The sequence below is a fragment of the Niabella insulisoli genome (genome assembly GCF_039652435.2).
GTDB lineage: Bacteria > Bacteroidota > Bacteroidia > Chitinophagales > Chitinophagaceae > Niabella > Niabella insulamsoli.
In genome coordinates this window covers 4,035,334-4,059,257 of record NZ_CP190246.1, presented here as the reverse complement: position 1 = coordinate 4,059,257, position 23,924 = coordinate 4,035,334, and the positions used below count along the sequence as shown (strand labels likewise).

20 protein-coding genes are annotated in these 23,924 nt (G+C 45.0%); 8 read left to right on the top strand and 12 right to left on the bottom strand.

Translation table 11 applies throughout. The features are described 5' to 3' along the window. Positions 1-73: 73 nt before the first annotated feature. A complete protein-coding gene (locus ABDK00_RS17245; protein WP_346236086.1) occupies positions 74-1,450 on the top strand; it encodes a peptidylprolyl isomerase in 1,377 nt (458 codons plus the stop codon). Between the two features lie 94 nt (positions 1,451-1,544). On the opposite strand, the gene ABDK00_RS17240 is transcribed toward ABDK00_RS17245, so the two are convergent. Beyond that, on the bottom strand, positions 1,545-3,896 hold the full coding sequence (locus tag ABDK00_RS17240; RefSeq protein WP_346236087.1) for an efflux RND transporter permease subunit: 2,352 nt from the start codon (positions 3,894-3,896) through the stop codon (positions 1,545-1,547). Positions 3,897-4,074: 178 nt separating this feature from the next. On the opposite strand from ABDK00_RS17240, the gene recO reads away from it, so the two are divergent. Next, positions 4,075-4,833 (top strand): DNA repair protein RecO, encoded by a 759-nt coding sequence (gene recO, locus ABDK00_RS17235; RefSeq protein WP_346236088.1) that lies wholly within the window; start codon positions 4,075-4,077, stop codon positions 4,831-4,833. 1 nt (position 4,834) lies between these two features. Here the strand turns inward: recO and ABDK00_RS17230 are convergent, their stop codons facing one another. Both ABDK00_RS17230 and ABDK00_RS17225 read right to left on the bottom strand, forming a co-directional pair. Further along, positions 4,835-5,464, bottom strand: coding sequence for an HPP family protein (locus tag ABDK00_RS17230; protein WP_346236089.1), 630 nt, complete (start codon positions 5,462-5,464; stop codon positions 4,835-4,837). A gap of 72 nt (positions 5,465-5,536) precedes the next feature. Next, positions 5,537-6,685 carry an amidohydrolase family protein gene (locus tag ABDK00_RS17225; RefSeq protein ID WP_346236090.1) on the bottom strand — a complete coding sequence of 383 codons (1,149 nt, stop codon included), beginning with the start codon at positions 6,683-6,685 and terminating at the stop codon, positions 5,537-5,539. 300 nt (positions 6,686-6,985) lie between these two features. Between ABDK00_RS17225 and prfA the strand changes: the two genes are divergently transcribed. Next, on the top strand, positions 6,986-8,050 hold the full coding sequence (gene prfA, locus ABDK00_RS17220) for a peptide chain release factor 1 (protein WP_346236091.1): 1,065 nt from the start codon (positions 6,986-6,988) through the stop codon (positions 8,048-8,050). Here prfA and ABDK00_RS17215 read toward each other — a convergent pair whose 3' ends face one another. The 4 genes from ABDK00_RS17215 to recR form a co-directional block, all read right to left on the bottom strand. Continuing rightward, positions 8,051-10,876, bottom strand: a complete 2,826-nt coding sequence (locus tag ABDK00_RS17215) for a TonB-dependent receptor (RefSeq protein WP_346236092.1) — start codon at positions 10,874-10,876, stop codon at positions 8,051-8,053. 87 nt (positions 10,877-10,963) lie between these two features. Continuing rightward, positions 10,964-12,199 carry a 6-bladed beta-propeller gene (locus tag ABDK00_RS17210; protein WP_346236093.1) on the bottom strand — a complete coding sequence of 412 codons (1,236 nt, stop codon included), beginning with the start codon at positions 12,197-12,199 and terminating at the stop codon, positions 10,964-10,966. A gap of 97 nt (positions 12,200-12,296) precedes the next feature. After that, positions 12,297-13,205, bottom strand: a complete 909-nt coding sequence (locus ABDK00_RS17205; RefSeq protein WP_346236094.1) for a lipid A-modifier LpxR family protein — start codon at positions 13,203-13,205, stop codon at positions 12,297-12,299. 108 nt (positions 13,206-13,313) lie between these two features. After that, a complete protein-coding gene (gene recR / locus ABDK00_RS17200) occupies positions 13,314-13,931 on the bottom strand; it encodes a recombination mediator RecR (RefSeq protein WP_346236095.1) in 618 nt (205 codons plus the stop codon). Positions 13,932-14,007: 76 nt separating this feature from the next. Between recR and ABDK00_RS17195 the strand changes: the two genes are divergently transcribed. Then, positions 14,008-15,456, top strand: a complete 1,449-nt coding sequence (locus ABDK00_RS17195; RefSeq protein ID WP_346236096.1) for an Ig-like domain-containing domain — start codon at positions 14,008-14,010, stop codon at positions 15,454-15,456. Positions 15,457-15,476: 20 nt separating this feature from the next. Here ABDK00_RS17195 and ABDK00_RS17190 read toward each other — a convergent pair whose 3' ends face one another. Beyond that, positions 15,477-16,127 (bottom strand): hypothetical protein, encoded by a 651-nt coding sequence (locus ABDK00_RS17190; RefSeq protein ID WP_346236097.1) that lies wholly within the window; start codon positions 16,125-16,127, stop codon positions 15,477-15,479. A 20-nt stretch (positions 16,128-16,147) separates the two neighbouring features. Between ABDK00_RS17190 and ABDK00_RS17185 the strand changes: the two genes are divergently transcribed. The 3 genes from ABDK00_RS17185 to ABDK00_RS17175 all read left to right on the top strand — a co-directional run bounded on the left by ABDK00_RS17185 (position 16,148) and on the right by ABDK00_RS17175 (position 19,876). Next, a complete protein-coding gene (locus ABDK00_RS17185) occupies positions 16,148-16,387 on the top strand; it encodes a hypothetical protein (RefSeq protein WP_346236098.1) in 240 nt (79 codons plus the stop codon). A gap of 216 nt (positions 16,388-16,603) precedes the next feature. After that, complete coding sequence (locus ABDK00_RS17180; protein WP_346236099.1) at positions 16,604-18,712, top strand: hypothetical protein; 2,109 nt, start codon at positions 16,604-16,606, stop codon at positions 18,710-18,712. A 144-nt stretch (positions 18,713-18,856) separates the two neighbouring features. Further along, positions 18,857-19,876 (top strand): COX15/CtaA family protein, encoded by a 1,020-nt coding sequence (locus ABDK00_RS17175; RefSeq protein ID WP_346236100.1) that lies wholly within the window; start codon positions 18,857-18,859, stop codon positions 19,874-19,876. 51 nt (positions 19,877-19,927) lie between these two features. Here the strand turns inward: ABDK00_RS17175 and ABDK00_RS17170 are convergent, their stop codons facing one another. After that, positions 19,928-20,566 (bottom strand): helix-hairpin-helix domain-containing protein, encoded by a 639-nt coding sequence (locus ABDK00_RS17170; RefSeq protein ID WP_346236101.1) that lies wholly within the window; start codon positions 20,564-20,566, stop codon positions 19,928-19,930. A gap of 158 nt (positions 20,567-20,724) precedes the next feature. Here ABDK00_RS17170 and ABDK00_RS17165 point away from each other — a divergent pair, with 158 nt between their 5' ends. After that, entirely contained in the window at positions 20,725-21,450 is a 726-nt protein-coding gene (locus ABDK00_RS17165) for a ThuA domain-containing protein (RefSeq protein WP_346236102.1), read from the top strand. Between the two features lie 35 nt (positions 21,451-21,485). On the opposite strand, the gene ABDK00_RS17160 is transcribed toward ABDK00_RS17165, so the two are convergent. The 3 genes from ABDK00_RS17160 to ABDK00_RS17150 all read right to left on the bottom strand — a co-directional run bounded on the left by ABDK00_RS17160 (position 21,486) and on the right by ABDK00_RS17150 (position 23,552). Beyond that, positions 21,486-21,800, bottom strand: coding sequence for an HPF/RaiA family ribosome-associated protein (locus ABDK00_RS17160; protein ID WP_346236103.1), 315 nt, complete (start codon positions 21,798-21,800; stop codon positions 21,486-21,488). A gap of 136 nt (positions 21,801-21,936) precedes the next feature. Further along, positions 21,937-23,223, bottom strand: a complete 1,287-nt coding sequence (locus ABDK00_RS17155; RefSeq protein ID WP_346236104.1) for a hypothetical protein — start codon at positions 23,221-23,223, stop codon at positions 21,937-21,939. Beyond that, the gene (locus ABDK00_RS17150; RefSeq protein WP_346236105.1) at positions 23,214-23,552 is read right to left on the bottom strand and encodes a hypothetical protein; all 339 of its coding nucleotides are present in this window, start codon (positions 23,550-23,552) and stop codon (positions 23,214-23,216) included. The genes ABDK00_RS17155 and ABDK00_RS17150 overlap by 10 nt, the downstream gene beginning before the upstream one ends. Between the last annotated feature and the right edge of the window lie 372 nt (positions 23,553-23,924).

Here is a 23,924-nt window from a genome sequence, read left to right as displayed (position 1 = left end):
TATGCACATAAAATTTTTTGTTAAATACCGAAACTTGCGGGGTGGTTCATGCGCCCTGAATTAATTTTGAGTTATGATCAAATACTTACTGATTAGTTTTTCATTTGTTTTGAGTATGGCCAGCGCCAATGCGCAGCAATCGCAAAAACTTGTTGTTGATAAAATTGTAGGAGCGGTGGGAGACCGCATCATTCTTCAGTCTGATATACAAAACGCAATAGCCGATGCGGCACGAAGCGGCGATCGACTCCCCGATGGAGCGGCCTGCAATATCCTGGAGCAATCCCTGATTCAGAAAATACTCGCCCTTCAGGCGGAAAGAGATTCTTTGCCTGTGAGCGATGAGCAGGTAGAGGCCAACCTTGATATGAGGGTGCGCGAATGGGTTATGCAATTTGGCAGCGAACAAGCCGTTGAAGAAGTGGCCGGTAAAACCATTTATCAGCTTAAAGATGATTCGAGAGCTGCTATTAAGGAGCAAATGCTGGCGCAAAGCATGCGGCAGAAAATTGTAGAAAATGTTCATATCACCCCCACCGAAGTAAAAGCGTATTTCGAAAGAGTGCCTTCAGACAGTGTGCCTTTTTTGGAGTCGGAACTGGAAGTGGGCCAGATCAATATTTTCCCAAAAGCGGCTAAAGAGGTGGAGGAATATATTTATAACGAAATGATGAACTATCGGAAGCAGATTGAAGCGGGCCGCATGAGTTTTGCCGACGCTGCAAAAAAATATTCTGAAGATCCCGGCAGCCGCGACCGCGGGGGCGCGTACGAGATCAACAGGAACGACAAAGACCAGTGGGATCCCGTGTTTCTTTCCACTTCGTTCCGGTTAAAAGCTGGCGAAATGTCCTTGCCCGTAAAATCTAACAAATTCGGTTATTTCCTGATCATGTGTGAAAGCAGAAGGGGTGATAACGCCCAAATCCGGATGATATTGAGAATTCCACCTGTAACTCAAACAGAACTGGATGCTGCGAAAGTGAAACTCGATTCTGTAAGAAAAGAAATCACGGCGAATAAAATCACATTTAAAGACGCGGCCTACAAATACAGCGAAGATGAGAGCGTAAAAAACAACGGGCCTTTTATTTTAGGTTATGATGGTTCCACTTTTATTCCCATCGATCGCCTGGATAAAGAAACCGTAGCTACCCTATCTACCCTGCAGGTGGGCGACATTTCTCAACCCGTTGAGTTTACCAACGAGCGTGGTAAAAAAGGCGTGCGGCTTGTATTTTTAAAATCGCGCACCGAGCCTCATAAAATGAACCTCCAGGATGATTATAGTAAGATTGCTGAAATGGCACTTGCGACCAAACGCAATCAGGCGCTGGACGATTGGCTTACGAAGAATGTTCCCGGCTTTTATGTATTGGTAGATAAAGACGCTGCTGCGCAATGTCCCAATCTTCAGAAATACCAGGCGACAAGCAGTAAAGGATTTTAATAAAACATAATTGATATAACAAAAGCCGCATCTTTTTTTGATGCGGCTTTTTATGTTGAACGTGTTTTGTAAAATAAGATTACCCCGTTAGCAACTACTTTTTGTTTTTCTTTGAAAAGCTAATCAGCAGTGCGGGCAACAACAGCAAATTGGTAACCGTTGCCGTAACAAGTGTAATGGAGGTCAGCCAGCCCAACGCTTTCGTTCCGCCAAATCCACTGAAACAGAATATCACGAAGCCGGCGATTAAAACCATTGACGTATAGATGATGCTGATGCCCGTGCTATGAATGGTTTGTATTACGGTTTGCTTCGGGTCGTTTTCGTGATAGGCCAGCTCTTGTTTGTAATTCACCAAAAACCGTATGGTAATGTCGATAGCAATGCCGAGCGCCACACTAAAAATTAAGACCGTACTGGGTTTTAGCGAAATGCCCATCCAGCCCATGATTCCCGCGGTGATCACCAGCGGAATCACATTCGGAATCAGTGAGCAGAGCAGTATGCGCAATGATTTAAAAAGATAAAGCATGCAAAGCGCTATTAATAAAAAAGCCCAAAAAATACTTTCTTTTAATCCGTTGATAATAAACCGCCCGCCTTCCAGAAAAGCAATGCTGCTCCCTGTCAGTGAAACATTGTAATCGTCTTTTGGAAACAATTCTTCGGCTCTGCGCTGGATGCCATCCAGCAAGCCCGGCAGCGCGTGCGTACCCACGTCTGCCATGTTGACGCTGAGGCGGGCTTCCTGCTTGGTGCTGTCTACAAATCGCGAAACCAGTTTGGTAAAAGAGTTGGCATCACCGCCGCCGCCCTGCATGTTCAGGTATTGAGAAAGACCGGGCAGATCAAATTCCGAAGGCATCGCGTAATTGCTGCTATCGCCTTCGTAAAAAGCCTGTTTGGCAAATTTCAACCCTTCGATAAGGCTAAGCGGCCGGGCCACTTCGGGCCTGCTGGCCAGGTATTGAGAGAAGGAATCAATTTTTACAAGATTTTTAAAGTTGCGTGTTACGCCATATTTCTTTTTCGTGTCTATTACAATTTCCAAAGGCATCACCCCTTTAAAATGCTTCTCAAAGAATTTAAGATCAGTATAAATCTTATCCGTTTTGGGTACGTCATCCACCATATACGCATTGCTTTGCAGGCGCAGCGTGCCGGCAGCAGCAATCACCACCAAAATCGTTGTAACGATATAAATAAGTTTGCGATGCGACAACGACCAGTTTTCCAGCCGGTCGAGCCAGCGGTTCAACCTTGGATTATGTAAATATTTGGTATGTTTTTCTTTCGGCGGCGGCAGGAAATATAGCGCAATCGGGATCAGCGTCAGCGAAATAAAAAACAACAGCATGATATTAATTCCGGCCACAACACCAAACTCTTTAAGGATGGCACTTTTGGTTAGCGCAAAAACGGCAAACCCGATTCCCGCGGCCACATTACAAAACAGTGTGACAATGCCCATTCTGCTCACCATATCTACAATAGCATTTCTTTTCTTCGTGGCCACCGGCACTTCCCTTCCCGAGGCTGCCTGCTTTTGCCAGCTGGTATGGTATTTATTCAGAAAATAAATACAGTTGGGAATGCCAATAACCACAATCAGCGGCGGAATAAGCGCGGTAAGCAGGGTGATTTTATATCCTAAAATATGAATGGTTCCGAGGCTGAATAAAACGCCGATAATAACCACGCCCAGCGATAACAACATCGAGCTCACCGACCGGAAAAAAAGCAAAAGTATAATCGCTGAAAGCACGATCGAAGCCGTCAGAAAATAGCGCATTTCGTTGGCGATGCGCGCCGCCAAAACAGTTCTGATATAAGGCAGCCCGCTTAATTTTACTTCAAGCCCTGTGGCTTTTTCAAAACCGGCAATTTTTTCTTTAATGGCGTTGATGGCCAGATCTCTTTTGTCGGAATTGATTACCGACGGATCCATATTCAACCCCATCATATAACTGTTGGTCTGCGGGTTATAAAGCAATCCCTGATAAAAGGGAAGATTGCGGAACGTAGCGGCTGACGAGTCGATGGCTGCCTGGCTAAGCGAGCCTTCTTCAAAAATTTTTGTAGCCTTCAGCTTTTGCGAAGCGGCATCTTTAACCAGGTTCACTGCGCCCGGAACGCTGATGATATCAACCACGCCAGTTATCCCTTTCAACTCTTTTTGAAGCTGTACGTAAGCGTTGAAAATGTTCGCATCAAAAAACCGGTCTGACTGAACGCCTACCACCAGCAGGTTGCCATCCTGCCCGTATTTTTCTTTAAACTTTTGATAGGCAATGTTTACCGGATGATCGGTAGGGATCGCTTTTGTAAATTCATAGCCCAGCTCTGCTTTGCTGCCCCAGTAGGCAAAAAGAACCGTCGCGGCTGTAAGTATTATTAAAAGAAGGATTCGGAATTTGATGATGGCTTTGCCAAGCTGCTCCCACATAAAACGTATAATTTTCTTTTTAGACGATGTTTAGCCTTTAAACTTTTCAAAAGGCTAGCTGCTCTTGGCAAAGAAAGGGAAAATCGGCCATTATAGCCGTTGGTCCGCGGCAATTCGCCACAACTTTTTAATGCGCCACAGCAGATTTACAAGTACCTTGCAGGACATACATTTTTGTGTGAGCGATACATTACACCATACTAAAGGCATTGTGCTTCGCACAGTGAAATATGGCGACACGAGCCTTATTGCGAATATTTATACAGAACTGTTTGGCCTTCAATCTTATATTTTAAACGGCGTGCGCGCTGCCGGAAAAAAAGGCGGTTCGCGCATCGGATTTTTTCAGCCCGGCGTCCTCCTCGATATGGAAGTATATCACAACGAGCTTAAACAAATCAACCGGATCAAGGAGTATAAATTTTCTTTTATTTATAAAGAAATTCTTAATGATGTGTTTAAAAATGGCGTAGCGTCTTACATGGTGGAATTGCTCGCCAAATGCCTTAAACTTCCTGAAGCGAATTATGGTTTATTTGGATTTGTGGAAGACTGCTTCATTGCGCTGGATGGCTGTCCTGATAATATAATGGCCAACTTCCCGATATTTTTTGCCGTGCAGCTCAGTCATTTTTTTGGTTTTCAACCGCAGGGGATGGCCCGGGTGTCGCAAAAAGAAAACGAAATATTTTTTGATATCGAGGAAGGAAGATTTACTTCAGATCCGGTGTATCATCATCTATATCTTGAAGATCAACACGCTATTGTTTTGGCGGAATTGTTACAGGCAAGAGTTCCTGCTGAACTGGCTGAAATACACGCCAATGCAGAATCGCGCCGAAAGATTTTGGATGCCATGGAAATCTACTATGGCCTTCACCTGCAGGATTTTGGAAAAATGAAAACCTTGCCCATCCTGAAAGAAATTTTGAGATAAACTAAAACCGGTTTTTGGGAGCACGCAGTGTTTTAACCAGTTTTTTTGTAGGATCGAGCACCCAGCGAAAAGTTCGCGAAAAGCGGCCATCAGTGGGATATTTTCGATTGCTCGTGATATTATTGAAAATGAGCGCCACGAAGAGCAGTATCAGCGCGCCCGATAAAACCGGCGACAACACGAAGAAAAAGCCAAGCGCTTTTACCTTTTCAGAACCGATCACACCAATTAATGCAGTCGCGCCGCCCGGAGGATGCAGTGTTTTGGTGGCTTGCATGACAATGATCGACAAAGCAACCGCAAGCGGCGCCGTCAGCCAGATTACCGAGGGCATAAACTTACAAACCGTTACGCCTACCAACGCAGACAACACGTGCCCGCCGATGAGGTTGCGCGGCTGGGCCAAGGGGCTCTGAATATTTCCATAAATCAGCACAGAGGATGCGCCAAAGGAACCAATAAGGAAAAGATTATCAGCATCTGAAAGATGAGATTGGAAAAAAGCGATCAGTCCAATACCAAAAAAAGCGCCCAAAAACGACCAAAAATGTTCTCTTTTGTCGATAAGTGTTTCTTTATAAGCGACGTATCGAACAATGCGGTATCCTCGTTTTATTTTTGCTTTCACCATTTCCTGCGGTCTTCATTTTTAGTGGGGGCCGCAAAGGTCTGCCTTAAAAACAATTTTTCAAAACGAATTCTTTTACGGTAAAAAACGGGTAGCCTGGTTATTATCAATATGCACCAGGCCCGGCTTTTTGCCCGGCTCAAAACTTCCCAGCGATTCATCGAGTTTCAACGCCTTCGCGCCATTGATGGTCGCCCAGCCGAGCATTTGAGCCAAGGAGGTTTGGGGAAAGGCTTTTTGCAACGTTCTGATTTCTTCCCAAATGCTTAACTGATGATTTGACGCCAGGCTATCAGTGCCCAACACCACTGTGCATTGCTGCTCTAAAAACAGGGGAAGTGGCGGCATCGCCTGGCTGATATATTGGTTGGCGTTGGGGCAAAGGCACCAGAAAAGATGAGGGTGTAGTTGCTGAGCGAAGCTGATGTCATCCGGTTGCGTACACACGTTGTGTACCAGGAGCAACTGTTGGGTGGGCGCAAACTTCGGTAAAAAGGTTTGCAGGCTGCTTTTCCCCGAAGCGGTAAAACTGTCTGTTTTTAATCCCAACCGGTCAAACATGCCGACAAAGCCGCCCGTTTTATCAAAAAACCATTGGGTTTCATCGATTGTTTCCTGGTTGTGGATACTAAAAACGCCGCTAGGGTCATGCTCCAGGATTTTCTTCCAAAGTACTTCCGAAACGGAATAAGGCGCATGCGGCGTAATGGAAACCTGCTTCGGTGGAAAGATCTTGGTGAATGTTTCAAAAGTCTTTTTATACCGTTCAAAATTCGGCGTTGCAACATCAGGATTAAAACCCAAGGCTTCGATAAAATTGTGATAAAGAATGGGGCTTTCTGATTTTGTGAGAAGCGTATCGGCCGTATTGCAAATATCGCCCACGGCGACAATGCCATTTTTTTGCATGTTAGCATCGGCGTCGGAAATGGCTTGCGCAATAAGATGCGGCTCTTTGTTTCTTTTTTGGACCACCTCTCCTGCAAAGCCGGCCAGCCCTGTGTTTTCGACAATCATGCCCTTTAAATGGCTCAACTCCAGGTGGCAGTGGCAATTGATAAATCCGGGCGACAAAATGCCTTTGAGCTGACGAACTCCATCGCCTGCGGCGTCAGCTTCAACAATGGCTTCTATAGTTCCATCCTGCTGTACTATCAACACTTTATTGCTCATCAAACGATAGCCGTCGAAAAGCTGCGCTGCCTGTATTTTGGTAAATGCCATTACAACAATATTATCGTTTTTTAGCGGAATGCGTACTCATAAAGCGCTTGACATCAAAAAGAGGGCTATTTTTTCTGTGACACTAAGACCTGCGATGAAAATGGTTTTTTACTAAAAGCAGGAATTTAATCGTTGCGTCAGAGCAATTGCTCCATCCGTCTAAAAGCTTGAAAGTTTTGTGTAGATTTGCAGCCGCTTTCGCCGGAAGATGTTAGGGAAGCATGAGAGAACAGGCCTGCGTTTCAATATCAGGGTTTGAAAAGCTAAACTCCGGCCGGCTCCAAAAAAAAGCAGATTTAAATGTTAGAAAAACTCGAAGCCATCAAGGCAAAATACGACCAGTTGGCGGTAGCGCTTACCAATCCGGAAATCGTAAGCGATAATAAAAAGTTTGCTGCGACCAGCAAGGAATACCGCGGACTTGAAAAGATTGTGGTGGCGTACAACGATTATAAAAATCTTTTAAGTGATATTGATTTTAATAAAGAAGCGTTGAATGGCGATGACGAGGAATTGCGTGAGCTGGCCAAACTGGAAACGGCCGATTTGCAGGAGCGCCGCGAGTCGATGGAAGCAGCGATCAGGCAACTGCTGATTCCTAAAGACCCGCAAGACGAAAAAAATGTGATCATGGAAATCAGGGCGGGTACTGGTGGTGATGAAGCCAGTATTTTCGCGGGCGATTTGCTGCGCATGTATATTAAATACTGCGAGCGAAACGGCTTTAAGACTGCCATATTAAGCGAAAGCGAGGGGACAGTGGGCGGCTATAAAGAAGTACAGCTGGAAGTGACCGGAGATGATGTATATGGCACTTTAAAATTTGAAAGCGGCGTTCACCGCGTTCAGCGCGTGCCAGACACTGAAACGCAGGGCCGTGTGCATACTTCAGCCGCTACGGTGGCAGTCATGCCCGAGGCGGAAGAGATCGACTTTGAACTGCGCGAAGCGGACGTAAAAATGGAAACCTCACGAAGCGGCGGCGCCGGTGGCCAGAACGTAAACAAAGTGGAAACTAAAGTAATGCTCACGCATATTCCAACAGGAACGGTTGTAATTTGTCAGACCGAACGCACGCAATTGGGCAACCGCGAAAAAGCCATGCAAATGTTGCGGACCAAATTATACGAAGAGCAGGTGCGCAAGCAGGAAGAGGAAATTTCAAAGCACCGCAAAAGTCTCGTGAGCTCGGGCGACAGAAGCGCAAAAATCAGAACATACAACTATCCGCAGGGCCGCGTTACCGACCATCGCATCAATCTTACGGCCTATAATCTTGATGCAATTATGAATGGCGAACTCACCGAGTTTATTGATGCCCTGCAATTTGCTGAAAATTCAGAAAAGCTTACCAAGCAGGAATAATTACCATACCTGCTCTACCACGCGTTTCTTCACTTCAGTTTTTCCAAACTTCCTGGGATAATAAGAAATGGTCAGCATAAAATATTGCTGCAGGCCATTGGTTATGCGCGTTGTAGTACCATATTGATCAGCCGTGTTGGAAATATTCTTGAATTGTTTCAGCATATCCATTGCAGAAAACTTGAGCTCGGCCTGCTGGTTTTTAAATAAGCGGCAGCTGGCAAAAGCATTCCACAACATGATCGGCTCCTCCAGGTTGCTGTTCCTCGTATGATCAAACGTAGAGCTGATCCGGTAACTTTTCGGAAGGTTCAGCGTAACGCCAAACCTCGACACGTCGGTGTAATTACTGAACGACGTAAGTCCTGAGCCCGATTGCCTGGAGCTGTAATTGTTGATGGTTTTCCCGACTTTAAAAATCAACATTGACCTCAGCGCAAATTGCAGGTTAATGTTATTATTGATGCTGACGGTATTGGTTTCTGAATAAATATTATCGATGTAGGTGGGCCGCATGCCGTTATTGTAAGAGCCGTTATACATCAGCTGGATATTGCTTTTTTTCAAATTGCGCGTGAGATTAAGATTGTAATTCAGACTGAAATTCGTGCGCTGCGCAGCATTGATATAATAATAAAATCTTTTTCCGGAAGGGTCGTTAATGACGCTATCGGCAATTGGATTCAAGGTTTTTACAAAGCTTCCACTAAAACCGCCGTTGGCAGCATATTTCGATTTGGGTTTTTGGGTATTAAAATTTCCATAAATCGAATAGGTATGGTTGACATCATTTTTTAAAGCGGGATTTCCAATGCGCACCGCAAAAACATCTACGCCATCTGTGATGGTATATAGCTGATCGATATTGGGATAGCCATAATTTTTGCGGTAACTGGCGTTGAAGTTGTAGCTGATTTTTTCTCTTTTTTGATAGTAATACCCGAGGCTGCCTTCATACCTGAAAAATGCAAATGAGCGCGACAGGTTTCTGATCGCAAAGGAAGAAAAGTTATTGTCGTACTTGAAGTCTTCCAGAACGCTAAAATTGCTGTAAAAGTTGTGGTAGTAGGTTTCTTTCCATTTGTAAAATGATTTATTAAACCGGAGCGACGGCGTATATTGTATGATTTCATTAAGGTTATTGTTGGTTAATGCGGTATTGGTAATATAGTTTCCGCTTACGCTGTCGAAGTCGAAAACTTTTTCATCATTCCTCGATTTCGTGTAGTTGGCCCAATTATCCAGGCTCAGGTCGATGCCAAAAAAATCATAACGTCCGAAAATAAGCCTTTTAAAACCCCGGTAAGATAGATTACCGTTAACGCTAAAAACGCCGCTGTTAGTGTTGTAATGCCGGTTATAAGCTGTGTCGTCATCACTATCGATAAAGGATTGAAAATTGCTCCTTACCCACCGGTCCGACACATCGTTGTTGTTGTTTATATGAAGGCTCGTGTTGATCTGATTGAGCGGATTTTCCCTTGCATATTTCGAGTAGTTCAAAGAAAAAGATTGGTTGTTTGATTTGCGGTCTTCAATATTCTGAACGTCGTTCCGGCTGATGAAATTATTTAAAGAATCGCGGATGTCGGTGGTCCGGTTAGTAACGTTATGCGCGTCAGACAGGGTGGCATTACCATTAGCATTAAAGTTGTCGCTGTAGCTATTCGTTTTGATATAATTAATGCCGAGGTTGTGCGCATTGTTGGTGTTATTGGAAACCGCATTGTCTTCGATAAACTGCGGGTTTTCCAACGTAGTGCGGTTCTGCAAAGAAAGGTTGGTCAGAAACTTTTCGCCGCCCGATTTGGTGTAGTTAACGGTGATCCGGTCATTTTGCCTGCTATTGGTCGTTTCAATAAAATTGTGTGTAAACACGCCGCCTATCGAATGGTATTTATTGATGCCATCCGTGTTAAACCGGCCTACATCGTATAGGTTAGGATTATAATTTCGATACGTATTATTTTGAAACATATCTTTCAAATTCTCTACGTTCTTGTTGATATTATTAAATCCGCCGCCAATGCCGAAGGATGTTTTTTTATTGTACATCTGGAAAGAAAGGTCGGATTCAAAGCGATCGGTTGTGCCATAACCCACGCCTACTTTTCCGAAGTAACCATTTTTCTTATTTTCCTTCAGTTTGATGTTCATGGTCAGCAATGAGTCTTTTTGCTTTTGCTCTTCAGGCTTGAGGGTGCGGTCCACTTCCTGGTACACCTGAATTTTATCGATGGCGTCTTTTGGCAGGTTTTGCGTAGCGATCCGTGCATCGTTCGAGCCCATGAAAGGTTTTCCGTCGACCAGCACGCTTGGGATTTTTCTGCCGTTCATCGTGATCGAACCATCGGCCCACACCGTAACGCCGGGCACCTGCGTCAACAAATCTTCAACAACGGCGTTGGGATCCATTTTAAAAGCGGCAGGATTGATTTCGAGCGTATCGCCGTTCATCCGTATCGGCACATGGCCTACCACGGTTACGTTGAGCGAATCATTAAAAGATGGACTGAGCAAAATTTGTATATCAAGGGCCTGCGAAGAATCGATCGTCAGTGCGCGGTTAAAGGAATTAAAGCCCGAGTAAGTCACGTTCAGCACTATCTTTTGTTTCATGGGCAATTTTTCTAAATTAAACCCGCCATAACTGTCGGTCAGTTGGTAGTTCAACAGCGAAGAATCTTTGCCAAAAATGCTGACGGTGGCAGATTCAAGAAAAACACCTGTGGCCGAGTCTTTCACCACTCCTTTGATGGTTCCGGTTTGGGCGAGCGCAAGGTTGGCGAGGAAAAAGGTTAGCAGGATGATTAAACTTCGTCTCATTTATGATTAGTTATAATTAAGGTCAGATGGTATAGTTGATAAAGCAGTGGATTCGGTTAAGCATTACAGGCGAGCCATGCGCTTTTATCAATTTGTTTTAAAAGTATATTCCACGATGATCGGGGTGGGGTGGGTGCTGTCTTTTAGCGACTGCTGAAGCGCTACGGGCAGCTCTTGCAATTTTCCTTTGTTTTGCTCATAAGCTTTTTTCAATTGCTCGGCGTTGAGTAGTTTGTAAAACCTATTGTTGTGCTTAGATCCATAATCATCAAGGAGCGGTAGAAAGTAAGTGGTGCTATCCGGCTTTATTTTTTTGAGATTGAACGCGGTGTTTAGCTTTTTGTCATAAATATACTCGCCGTAATTACTAAAAAAACGTATATCGAACAGCATATATCTGTCGGTTTCGTAGTTAAGATGTATTTGCCGCAACAGCCAACCGTTATTTCTTTCAAAATTTTCCCTTTCGGTAGCGTTTTTAAAAGGCGTTTCAAAAAAATGTTTCGGAATGCTGTTTTCCATTGGAAGGATGAGCTGATATTTTGGTGCAACCACATTGTTTGATAGCGTATAAATCGTGTCAACATAAGGACGGCTAATATAAAAAACATCGGGAACGGGACTTTCCTGGGTTACAGCGCCGGCGTATCGCGCGTATAAATATCGCACCTCTTTTTGTTTATTGTAGGGAAAAAAGCCTTTGAGAAATTTTGTGTCTTTATAAATTTTTACTTCGTAGTCAGTAGTGTCTTTATAATTTTTATTGACCGCTATTTCATAGGTACAGTAGTAGTCGCCCTTCAGGTTGTAGGCATTTAGAATATCGAAAGCTGTCGGCGCTGCTTTTTTAAAACTAAAGCTGGTGTCTTTTAAATCGATGATATATTTCCTGTAATATTTTCGGTTTTTTTTATCCGAAAAATTTGTTTTGATATCAATCCTGTCGTTTTCGGTGAGCGCATAATTTTTGTTTTCATAAAAGAAAATCAGTTGTTGCTTACTGGGATCGTATCTCGGGTCGGCGTTTTCGCCTAGTTTTTTATAGCTGATTTTATGAACCAGCCGGCCGTTTTTTTCATAAACCAGCATGCTGCGATCACTCCATTGCTGTACTAAAAAGTAATCGTTGGTTGGAATGACGTTGGAATAATTGCCCAACTCAGTTTTTTTATCCGTTTGGAGCGGGTAAAACTTTAAAGAGTCGATAAAAGTAGACTGCGGATTGCCACCGGCTGCTTTGGGACTTAGGTAGATTTTGACGGGTTGCGCATAGCTTACACCATAGCATAGCATAGCAATCAAAAGAGATAGGGTCGGTTTCAAAAGATCAGTGTTTTAGTGGCTATGAAGATAAAGGCATTGCTTTAGAAATAAGCCGTCAAGTTCACAACAAAAGGTTAAATCATTGGTGTTTATGCATTTACCACATCCATCCCACTTTTAGGCTTCCATAATATTGGGCTGAAAATTGCGTGAGCGATTGTTTATTTTCATAGATCGCCGTTGCGCCAAAAAATATTTTCTTTCTTGCGTAAACGGCGCCCAGCCGCGCCTGAAAAAAAACGGGGTTCAGCCTTCCGGGTATTTTTTCTTCTTCCTTTTGAAACATGCCACCCTGAACGGTAGCATCATAAGCCTTGAAATAGACAGCGGGATGCAGGTAAACAAATAGCTCGCGTTCGCTCTTTGATGTTTCTTTATGGTTGTTCCAAAATGCCGAACGGCTGCTTTTATTAAATTTGCCATACACCAGTGCTGCGCCAACTCCACCGTTCGTAAAAAGCGTACCGGCCGTGGCCGAGAGCAGGGGCTTGAAATCCCACTTGAAACCCGGCTGCTGCTTTACCAATTGCGGCGACCATAGCAAGTTGGCGTTAACGCCCCAGGCTGCGCTCAGCTGGCGGTCCCAATAAGTCGGAGGATAAATTTGCATGACTTTATGAGCGAGTTCCTGCACTTCCGCTCCATAAGCCGGCGGCCCGATAACGCCGGCGTTCAAGCCCCATTGCAACAAATCCTGTTTAGCGTTGAAACTTTTCCGGTCGTACCCGGCATATAAATAACCCGTAATCGGACGGTCTAAGCCTTCCGTCCGGATCTCTCCCGAAAAACGGGCGTTATAAATATGGTGCCCCGCATAGATGGTATTGAATTTTTCCCTCGACTTTTGCATCGTGTCTTTTCCCTGCCATTGATAAGATAACTTAAGCCCATTGGTGTAATAGCCATCATTGTTGATCGATATATAGCTATCATTTTCGGAGACAATAGAGAACTGGTGCCGATGCTGCGCAGATGAAGCCTGAAGTTGAAAGACAAATAAAATCAAGAAGCATAAATACCGGTATCGCATTGCAGAAGATGGGCAGCTATAATTAATTGATTTGACAAAAATAGGGTACTCCTATCGTTTTTATCATATCAATGGCGATAACAATTATCGGTTCATATATTTCTCTACAGGCATCCTGTTTTGCAAACTGCGGCCCAGCGTAAGTTCGTCGGCATACTCCAGCTCACCGCCAAACGCAATACCCCGCGCAATAGTTGTGATGCGAATATCGCGGCCGCTCAGCTTTTTCTGGATATAATAAATGGTGGTGTCGCCCTGTATATTAGGGCTCAAAGCAAAAACCAGCTCTTCGGTTGCTTCCTGGCTGATCCTGCTTAAAAGCGCGTCAATATTCAGCTGATCGGGGCCAACGCCATCCAATGGAGAGATCACGCCGCCCAATACGAAGTAAGTGCCATTAAACTGCTGCGTGCTTTCTATCGCAATCACATCGCGGATATTTTCTACAACGCAAATCATATGCTGCTGCCGGAAACTGTCGCTGCAAATGGTGCACAGGTCGCCATCGGCCACATTAAAACACCTTTTGCAAAAGCGGATTTCGCGGCGCATGCGGGCAATTGTTTCACTAAATTGATCCACCTGCGCCGGATCCTGTTTCAATAAATGTAACACGAGGCGAAGGGCTGTCTTTTTACCAATTCCGGGAAGGCGCGAAAATTCATTAACAGCAGACGCTAACAATGCGGACGAAAATTGCATCCTGCAAAGATAAAATGAGGTTGCTAATAGAAAATTAAAAATTGAAAATAGAAATTCATCTTGCCAAAAACGTTTTATGTTTGCTTTTCTTATGCGAGCTAAAAATATACTGTTAGCGGGGCTTTTGCTGGTTGCTGTGGCTGCCGTTTTATTCACAGAAACCGGTTGCGCCAGTATCGTTCCTCCTTCCGGCGGCCCACGCGATTCGTTGCCTCCGGTTATTATTTCGGTAATGCCCGAAAACGAAACCTTAAACTTCGATGCGAAAGAAATAAAGATTGAGTTTGATGAGTATGTGGAATTGAATGATATTTATAAAAACCTGCTGGTGTCGCCATTTCCGCGCATTATGCCCGAAGTGAGCCGTAAGCTCAGAACCGTCACGGTGAAGATCAAAGACACTTTGCAGCCCAATACCACCTATGTGTACAATTTCGCAAAAGCGATAAAAGACCTCAATGAAGGCAACCAGGGGAAGGATCTGTTATATGTCGTGTCCACCGGTTCTTATATCGATTCGATGGAACTGAGTGGCAACGTGCGCATGGCGAGAACGGGCCGGCCGGACTCCACCCTTTCGGTCATGCTTTATAATAATTTGGACGATAGTGCGGTGGTTAAAGAAAGGCCGCGTTACATTTCCCGGGTGGACAGCACCGGCACTTTTTTCTTTCGCTACCTGGCGCCCGGCCAATATCGTTTATATGCGATGAAAGATGAAAGCGGCGCCTATATGTATAACGGCGAACAGATTTTTGCCTTCGCCGATTCGGTGGTGACGATAGCCGAAGCGCCGCCAACGCCGATTAGGTTATGGGCTTATGAACCCGAGAAAAAGAAAGAGGAAACCGAGGAAGAAGTTGAGGTGGATGAAAAGGAAAAGCGGTTGCGCTTCAAAACCAATCTTGAGGCCAGCCGACAGGATCTGCTTTCGGCTTTGACCATCACTTTTGAGCAGCCGCTGAAAGTTTTTGATACCACAAAAATGCACCTCAGCACAGACAGTACTTTCAAGCCGATAACAGGACAGCGTTTTACACTCGATAGCACGGCGCGTGTCATTACCATGAACATGAACTGGATGGAAGACACCGTGTATAACCTGGTGCTTGAAAAAGAGTTCGCCTCAGATAGCCTCGGCCGGCAAATTTTCAAGCAGGATACTATTATGTTCAGAACGAAATCCCGGACCGATTACGGTCAGGTGAGAATCAATTTTGTTGACGTAGAACTCGAAAGGCACCCGGTTTTGTTGATTACACAAGGCGATCAGGTAAAAGATGCGTTTACGATTCCCGCCAACCGGATCATTGATTTACAACTATACAATCCCGGTGAATACGATATGAAAATTTTGTATGACACGAATCAGAATGAAAAATGGGATCCGGGCGCTTTCTTTGTTGAGCACAGGCAGCCAGAGCTGATCAATTCGATCGATCGCAAGCTGGTGGTGAAACCCGATAGGACAGAAGATTTTGAAATTAAAAGAGGACGCGGTTTGCCGGTCAATCCGCTGAGATAATCTTAGTAACCCAACTGCTATTAGCCAGGCATCCTGGAAATATATTTTCCAATTTCTTTTAGCTGCTCTACAATTTGGGGCGTAGTTGGATTGCAGGCTTTAGCCTTGCGATAAAAATCTTTAGCGGCGCGAAATTCGCGTTTGTTCATCATGATGCTGCACATCTGCAAAAAGGCCGCCGCTTCGTTTTCTTTGTCGGGCAACCCTTTTCTGATAGCCTGGCGAATATAACTTTCTCCTTGTTTGATGTTTCCTTTTTGCATAGCCAGCATTCCCATTTGCAGCATGCTGGCGCCTTCGGCTTCTTTCATCGGCATGCCGAGGTCGAGCCCTTTTTTCATCATGCTTTCAGCGCCGTCAAAATCCTGCTTGCTCATCGCAATATTTCCCTTCAAAGTATAATATACCGAACGAATGGGTTTATATAAAAGGTTGGGGAATTTGATCGAGTTCAGGATCTTCTCAGCGCCTTCCATATCGCCAGTTTCCATATATTCCTGGATAAGCCTTAACGGCCCGAAAAAGAAATGACTGAAAATAAGGATGGCAGCGATCAGGTAAAGCGGAAAGGCCGGCCAAAAACTGGCGGCATAGTTGGTGAAAATTCCGGCCAGTAACACCACAATTGCTATCGGCAACCTGTATCTGATTATAAACGTATATGCTTTCATTCCTGATAGAAAAATTTAGGGTGGCAAAGATAACGGGTTCGGATTTAATGGAAAATGAGATTCGCAAGAAAGGGATTTTTACAGGAATGAGGATTTTAAACAAACGGCCGAAAAACGCATCGATAAAGGGCTACCGCCAATCTCAAAGTGGCAACATTGAATGCTTAACAATTTTTTTTAATTTATTAGGTCAACGTTTGCAGATATTTATCCCATTCCCCTATTTTTGCGCTGCTTTGCTAGAAGAAGTTTCAGGTTAGCCCTTTAATCCAGCGCTACGGCAACTTGCTACTTTTGTTAGCTTGAAGTTGATCACCAATATTGAAGATGATCACAACCAACAACTAAGCGCTCCCCCTCTTCACTGTAAAGTGCCGTTAAAGCCGGTTCGGGCTGGTGTATAATTATTAATTGTAAACACCAAAGTTGTGCCCAGAAATCAGCGCATTCTTGAGCGCAACCCAAAAAGACACTTTATGAAAAAGATCTTTACAAAAGAAAAGTTCGCCTGTACTTTTTTGCTGCTAACCATTTGGATGACACGAACGTCGGCACAATGTGACATGTTTGTTGCCTTTTATACCGGCACCTCCTATCAGAGCTTTGGCCTGAAAGCCGATGGATCGCTTTGGGGCTGGGGAAGCAACGCTCATTACACGTTAGGGGATGGAACTAAAATCAACAAAAATGTTCCGACAGCCATAGTACCCGGTACCTGGAAAGCCGTCGCTGCCGCCAGTTATCACACATTAGCGATTCAATCAAACGGAACGCTTTGGGCTTGGGGCTCCAACAATTATGGTGAGCTGGGCGATGGAACCCGCGTTAATAAACACTTTCCCATTCAAATCGGCACGGATACCTGGAAAGCGGTGGCCGGTGGGGGCAGGCATAGCGTGGGCATAAAAACCGACGGCACTCTTTGGGCCTGGGGGCACAACTCACACTCACAACTGGGCGACGGCACTACGGAAGCCCGCTACACGCCCGTTCAGGTAGGGACGGACGCGGACTGGCGTTTCATTGCGTCAGGTGATAATCATAATATGGCGATCAAGGCCGACAGCACACTATGGGTTTGGGGCCACAATAATTATGGGCAGCTGGGAGATTTTTCTATCACAGACAGAGCCACCCCCATTCAGGTGGGGAGCGACAAATGGATCGCTGTTGACGGCGGCCAATCGCATACTGCGGCGATAAAAGCCGATGGTACGCTATGGGCCTGGGGACTCAATAGCAATGGTCAGTTGGGAGATAATGCACGTGGCGGAAAGCACTATCCCGTAAAAATTGGAACCGACACCTGGAAGGCTATTACCGCCGGTACCGCGTTTACGGTGGGTATAAAATCGGATGGCACACTTTGGAGTTGGGGACAAAACAATCACGGGCAGCTGGGTATTGGAGCGGCGTCCGATCAGCGCCAGCCCGTGTTGGTTAGCGCTGATGAATGGAAAATTGTGGAGTCCGGACACGATCATACGGCTGCCATGAAAGCCGACGGCAGCTTATGGACCTGGGGCCATGGCACATATGGGGAATTGGGCGATGGAACGGGATTATCTAAAGATACACCTGTTAATATTGTAGCCCCAATTTCGGGAGGAGCGCTTGCTGCAGACGGAAGCAGTCAAACTATTTCCGGGGGTGCCCGGCATGCGGTGTTTCAGCAAAATTGTAATCCTATTGCGAAGGTAAGCCTTCCGTTTGGTAATTTCAGCGCCAGCATTGCCGCAAAAGTTTGGGTAGCCACAAGCCAGCCGGCCCAGTTCGTAAAAAGACATTTTGAGATCCATCCTGCAACAGGCGCCGCTTCGACGGCGGGGGAAGTAACGCTATATTTTACGCAGGGTGAGTTTGATGATTTTAATGCCGTGAACACCGTTAAATTACCGACTGGCCCGGCCGACGCTGCTAATAAGGCAAATGTTCGGGTGGAAAAAAGAGGCGGCGTTAGCAGTGATGGTAGCGGTCTTCCACATACTTATGCGGGTGCACCGGAAACGATCGATCCCGAAGATGAACACATCATTTGGAACGCTACGAGCGGTTATTGGGAGGTGACTTTTAGCGTTAATGGCTTTAGCGGCTTTTTCCTGAAAAATAGCGATGGCGCTTTGCCTGCTTTTTTTGAGAACGTTAAGGCGGTGATTAGAAGTCAGGAACTGCATCTTAAGTGGAGCACCCTGACGGAACAAAATAATAAGCATTTTGAAATAGAAGGGTCGACCGATGGTGTCACATTTTTCAAAATTGATAAAGTACTATCAAAGGCTGACCAAGGCGGCTCGACGAGGGTATTACATTATCAACATACCATAGCGCTTCACGAGATATGGACCTATGCAAGCGTCGCCACCTCACTGTTACTCTTCGCCGGTTTCGGTTTTAAAAGGCGGAAGACAAGACTGATGCGCCTTGTTTTTTCAGCAATGGTTTTATCTGTGGTATTGCTGTCTTGCAGGAAAACCCAGGGGCCATTGCCGCCGGATGAAGCGAAGCCTTTTTTTATCAGAATTGCACAAGTAGATATCGACGGGACAAAATCCTACTCAAAAATAATCGAGGCTATTCGCGAATAACCAAACCGACACTCCTTTGTAAAATGCCATCTGTTGTCAAAACGGATGGCATTTGCTTTTACGCGATAAAATAGTCAGGGTTTTGGCAGCGCTGGGAAAAACTTTGTTTCCTAAAACAAGAAGTACAATATTTTTGCAATCATTATGGATATAAAGAAGAACAGGCCGGTTGCCATTTGGCTTTTTATTGGAGCGGCCATGATCATTGTGCAAATTCTGTTGGGAGGCATCACCCGCCTCACAGGCAGCGGCTTATCAATTACAGAATGGAAGCCGATTTTGGGCGCTTTGCCACCAATGAATGAACAAGACTGGCTATTGGCCTTTGAGAAATACAAACAGATTGCCCAATACAAATACATCCATAACTATTTTGACCTGGAAAACTTTAAAGCCATCTATTTCTGGGAATGGCTGCACCGGAACTGGGCCAGGTTTATGGGCGTCGTATTCGTTATTCCGTTTATTTATTTTATCTATAAAAGAAAGATCGATAAAAGCATGCTTTGGCCTATGGTGATCCTGTTTATTTTAGGCGCGCTACAAGGCGCTATCGGCTGGATTATGGTAGCCAGCGGGATAGGGACAGATTTGGTATATGTGAGCCATATCCGCTTAGCAGCTCACTTCATCGCTGCTCTGATTTTACTCGTATACGTTATCTGGTTCGCGCTCAAAATTTCGGTTCCGGATTTTAAAAAAGCGCGGATCCCGGCTGTCAAAAACTTCACATTATTGCTTCTTGCCGTTTTGACGATTCAGTTAATATACGGCGCGTTTATGGCAGGTACCCACGCGGCAAAATCCGCCATCACCTGGCCCAGTATCAACGGCCGGTTCGTACCCGACATGAGCGAGGGCGGCATGTTTCACAATTTGCTTGCCATACAATTCATCCACCGCGGACTTGCGTATATCCTCACCGCTTTAATTATTATGTATACAATAATGATTAGCCGGCAGATCAGAAGTCTGAGCATTTACAAAATGCGCTACCTGCCGCTCGCCCTAACGCTCGTGCAGGTGATACTCGGCGTCATAACTTTGGTCAATTATTTAACGCCTTCCAAAATCGGCTTTGCAATAACGCATCAGCTCGTGGGCATCCTGCTGCTCATAAGCCTGGAAGTGGCTTATTTTTATACCGCCAGAAGGATGCGATAGCTCCCGATAAGGTGAGGAAACTTTTGCGAAATGCAAAACAGCCGGCGCTTTCTATTTGCCTGCCACTAACTTCTGTTGTAGCGCCGCCAGTTCATCCCATTTGCCTGCAGCGGCCAGTTTAGCCTGCTTGGGCCATGAAGCCGGGTTATGCATTTGGAAATCGGAGCCGGCCTTTTCTAAAATTCCTTTTAGTTTTTTGCTGGTTGCTTTGCCCAACGCTGCAAACGAGTCAATGCCTTCTGCTAAAAGAATTTTTGCGATTTTATTGCCGATGCCTTCAATTTTGGTGAGGTCGTCGCTAAGGGCAACAGCTGCCTTTTCCTTTTTTGGTTTGGATGGGGCTGCTTTTTTTGCGGCTGCCTTCGCCGGAGCGGCTTTTTCTGTTTTTGCAGGAGCTTTTTTCGAAGCGGCGGCAGGAACGGTGATCACTGAATTTTCAACTCCAAAAACCTGGTTGTGCACATATTGCTGTGCGTTCCAGTCGTTGATCCAGGTGCCATTGCTCAATAAAAACCGGTATTCATAAGTTTTGCCTGGTTCCAAGGCAACAGATGCGGCTAAAGAGCCATCTGCCTGTACGCTAAGTTCAATGCCTTTATCAAGATTCCAGTCATTAAAATCGCCGAGCAGTACAACGCTGGTTGCAGATCCAAGTGCTTCAGCAGGTAGCGTAAATTTGATTTTTTTCATGCTATTGATTTAAAAAATAGTTGCAGTTTGCGCTGCAAATATAGATAATGCGTGGCTAGGATTGGGTTGGGCGCCGGCGGCGGTTTAAAAAATGTGGAAAGAAAACAATATCTTACAGCACATTAGTTGATTCATATATCTTCAATGTCTCATATAATATGTTTAAACGCATTGCAATTTTTGCTATTGTCATCGTGGCCGGCCTTTCCATATCGTTCACGCCGCCCAGGCCAAAAGTGTTATTAATGACAAAAACCAATGGTTTTTATCACAGCTCTATTCCGAAAGGGATTGAGACGATTCAAAAACTGGGCGCTGAAAACGGGTTTGAAGTAGTGGCCACCAAGGATTCTGCTTTGTTCAACGCCAGCAACCTGAAACAATATGCCGCCATCATCTTTCTGAATACTACCGGCACTTTATTTAATGAGGATCAAAAAGCTGCGATTCAGCAATACATCCATAACGGTGGAGGTTTTGTCGGCATACACGCGGCTACTGACACGGAGTATGGCTGGCCCTGGTATAATAAAATGATTGGCGCCTGGTTCGACAGTCATCCTAAGCAACAGGAAGCCAAACTTTTAGTAAAAGATAAAAAACATCCGGCAACCAGGCATTTGCCTTCTGTTTGGGAAAGAAAAGATGAATGGTATAACTTTAAAAATATCAACCCCGATATAAACATACTCATAGCAATCGACGAAAGCAGCTACGAGGGCGGCAAAAACGGGAAAGTTCACCCGATGTCGTGGTATCACAGTTTCGAAGGTGGGCGGGTGTTTTACACCGGCCTGGGCCACACGGATGCTTCTTACGACGAACCACTTTTTTTAAAGCATCTGCTGGGCGGCATTAAGTACGCGATGGGCAGCAAACGCTGACGAAAATTTTATAGCAATTTAGATTATCAAAAGGGCTAATAAGCGCGGGCTTTGCCGGCCAGTGTTTCTAAAGTAGTTTTTAATTTTGATGCGGCGCCGCTGATGGCCAGATCATAAGTGCTGCCGTCTTCCGAAACGGCTATGGGTTGCTTGCCTTTCACTCTCGCCTCTAAGCGGCAACGTTTATCCGCTCCATTTTCTTTATCTGCATTTTGATCTGATAAATAGACTTCCACACGTGTGAGGTATTCGTCAAATCGGCCAATTTCACTTTCAATCAGGCCTTCAATTTTTTCTGCGTATGCGGCGCTAACAGTGAGGTTTTTATCTGTGTTAATTTGAAAAATCATATGTTCTGTTTTTTAAAAATAATGTCTGGTTGTCAACTCTATTATATAAAAGATTATACCAGAAAAAGATAAATTTAATATAACAAAAATTTTCCAAATCCAACCGATTATTTCGCGCGGAGGAAACGACACGCTTTTATTTAAAACCAAAAATCAAAGGGAAAAGAAAGGTCACCGCCGCTGCCCATGCGACATAAACAGGCAGATAACCAGCAATGGTGTTTTCGACATGCTGCAACGGCCTTTTTTTCCTGAGCAGTTTAAATAATTGAGCGCAGACCAGCAGCAAATGGAGCAGGATGAGGAGGTTTCCGCCGAGCACCGCCAATCGGTTGGGCGTAATGCCCCATGTCGAAATGCGAAACAAAATCGCAGAAAGCGCCACGCCATTAATTATAATAGTTACAATGGAAAGCAGAAAGAGTATCCACGTTTCGGATCTGGTTTTAGACGGATATTTTGAGCCGGCAATCGAAAAAAAGATGATAGCCATGACGCCGATCAGCAGCAGGTTGAAGATGAAAAGAAAATCGCGGTCCTGGTAGGGGTTTTTTCCGGAGTAAACGATGGCCGCGAGGTAAACAATAAGCATCGCTAACACGAGCGGACTAAAAATTTTCGCGATGATGGGAGACACTTTCCCAACCAGCGACGGATTGGCCTGGATGAGATAAGTGCCGATGATAGGCGCGGAAGGAAGCGCAAAAATCACGATATTTTTAAAATAAAATTCTTCTATCTGCAGGCCGATTAAAGAAAACAAACCAATGGTCAGTCCTGTTAAAATGCCACCCGCAATAACAATGAGCGTGGTGATGACTACCAGGTCGCCGTTGTATTTCAAATAGGCGATACGCCGCTCGGGGTTTTTGTTTCCCTGCGCCGTAAAAGCGATACCCAGCAGTGCCCATAAACAAAGCACCATATGGATGCAGGATAAAACGAGCGTGTCGCTTGCCGGATTACGGGGCAGCAAATTCATAAAAACAAGGCTGGCCGCGACGCAAACCGCGAGAAAAATGACGGTCGATTTTTGTAAGTGATGCTTCCAGGCAAAATAGAAGGCCAGGATCGGAAACAGGATAAAGCCGATATTGCGGGGGTAGAAAAGTGCTTCATCGATATTAAAAATCGCCGGGATTTTGGCAATAAAACCCGCGATTATACAGCAGGCAATAACAACCAGCAGCTCTGTTTTGCTTCCCCAGGAAATCGTTTCCGTTTCGAAGTTCAGGCGTGCGTTCCAGCAGTCGGCTATTTCGCTGCCTTTCAATTCCGGGTAAAGAGCGCTGAACTCTTTTTTAAAACGCTGTTTATTGCTGCGGTAAAGCTGCTCGAGCGCTGCCGGCTGATGCAAATTTTCAATGATCTGATCTTTCATGAGTGGGGGAATATTGATGGTGTTAATTAAATTTAGTTCCACAAAGTGCCATTCAGGCCAAGTACGGAGCCCAGCCAAAGAGCAACGATATAAGCCAGGATGCCGAGCGTCAGCGCAAGCCATTTATTCAAGCGCATTTGCCGCCTGAGATAATCCATGATATGATAAAATGCGGCGCCCATGGCGCCCGCTAGCGGCACAATAATAAGGGGCCGAAGCACCCAGCGTTCCGGCCAGGAGGGATCCGGGTGTTGCACCGAGGAAACAAAGGTGGAGATAAGCATCAGCGCTATGACGGCGCCGATTAGCATTCTTTTGCCTAATGGGGCAGAAACCAGCGGGGTTGCGGAATGGGGAGCTTGTCCTGTCATGATCTTTGTTTTTTTAAAAGTACTTTGTGTTTCAAAGTAATTGTTAATAAAAAATGACAGTTGCGATGGTAAGCGGTTGGATGGCTTCTTTTATCGACTGTCTGTAATTTTAAAAGTGCTTTGAAATACAAAGTTAATTGGTTTTATCATATGCCGCGCGCAACAGGCGAAAAATTTTTTTGGAAGGTTGTTTTTGAAGATGATGCGGTAGCGGACGATGCTGATTTTATCCATGTTTGATCATATTCAAGCTAAATGCTTTCCTTCCTTAGCAAGGTGAGCAACGAGTATGCTGATGGCCTTGTGCCATTTTTTACTTCAAAATCTAGATGCGTTAGCAATTAATTGTACTTACCAAAGGATGGGAACAAA

What these genes read in the sequence shown, in the direction of transcription:
- ABDK00_RS17245 (WP_346236086.1), top strand. Translation starts at nt 74, where the DNA reads ATGATCAAATACTTACTGATTAGTTTTTCATTTGTTTTGAGTATGGCC.
- ABDK00_RS17240 (WP_346236087.1), bottom strand. Translation starts at nt 3,896, where the DNA reads ATGTGGGAGCAGCTTGGCAAAGCCATCATCAAATTCCGAATCCTTCTT.
- ABDK00_RS17230 (WP_346236089.1), bottom strand. Translation starts at nt 5,464, where the DNA reads ATGGTGAAAGCAAAAATAAAACGAGGATACCGCATTGTTCGATACGTC.
- ABDK00_RS17225 (WP_346236090.1), bottom strand. Translation starts at nt 6,685, where the DNA reads ATGGCATTTACCAAAATACAGGCAGCGCAGCTTTTCGACGGCTATCGT.
- prfA (WP_346236091.1), top strand. Translation starts at nt 6,986, where the DNA reads ATGTTAGAAAAACTCGAAGCCATCAAGGCAAAATACGACCAGTTGGCG.
- ABDK00_RS17215 (WP_346236092.1), bottom strand. Translation starts at nt 10,876, where the DNA reads ATGAGACGAAGTTTAATCATCCTGCTAACCTTTTTCCTCGCCAACCTT.
- recR (WP_346236095.1), bottom strand. Translation starts at nt 13,931, where the DNA reads ATGCAATTTTCGTCCGCATTGTTAGCGTCTGCTGTTAATGAATTTTCG.
- ABDK00_RS17195 (WP_346236096.1), top strand. Translation starts at nt 14,008, where the DNA reads ATGTTTGCTTTTCTTATGCGAGCTAAAAATATACTGTTAGCGGGGCTT.
- ABDK00_RS17190 (WP_346236097.1), bottom strand. Translation starts at nt 16,127, where the DNA reads ATGAAAGCATATACGTTTATAATCAGATACAGGTTGCCGATAGCAATT.
- ABDK00_RS17180 (WP_346236099.1), top strand. Translation starts at nt 16,604, where the DNA reads ATGAAAAAGATCTTTACAAAAGAAAAGTTCGCCTGTACTTTTTTGCTG.
- ABDK00_RS17175 (WP_346236100.1), top strand. Translation starts at nt 18,857, where the DNA reads ATGGATATAAAGAAGAACAGGCCGGTTGCCATTTGGCTTTTTATTGGA.
- ABDK00_RS17170 (WP_346236101.1), bottom strand. Translation starts at nt 20,566, where the DNA reads ATGAAAAAAATCAAATTTACGCTACCTGCTGAAGCACTTGGATCTGCA.
- ABDK00_RS17165 (WP_346236102.1), top strand. Translation starts at nt 20,725, where the DNA reads ATGTTTAAACGCATTGCAATTTTTGCTATTGTCATCGTGGCCGGCCTT.
- ABDK00_RS17160 (WP_346236103.1), bottom strand. Translation starts at nt 21,800, where the DNA reads ATGATTTTTCAAATTAACACAGATAAAAACCTCACTGTTAGCGCCGCA.
- ABDK00_RS17150 (WP_346236105.1), bottom strand. Translation starts at nt 23,552, where the DNA reads ATGACAGGACAAGCTCCCCATTCCGCAACCCCGCTGGTTTCTGCCCCA.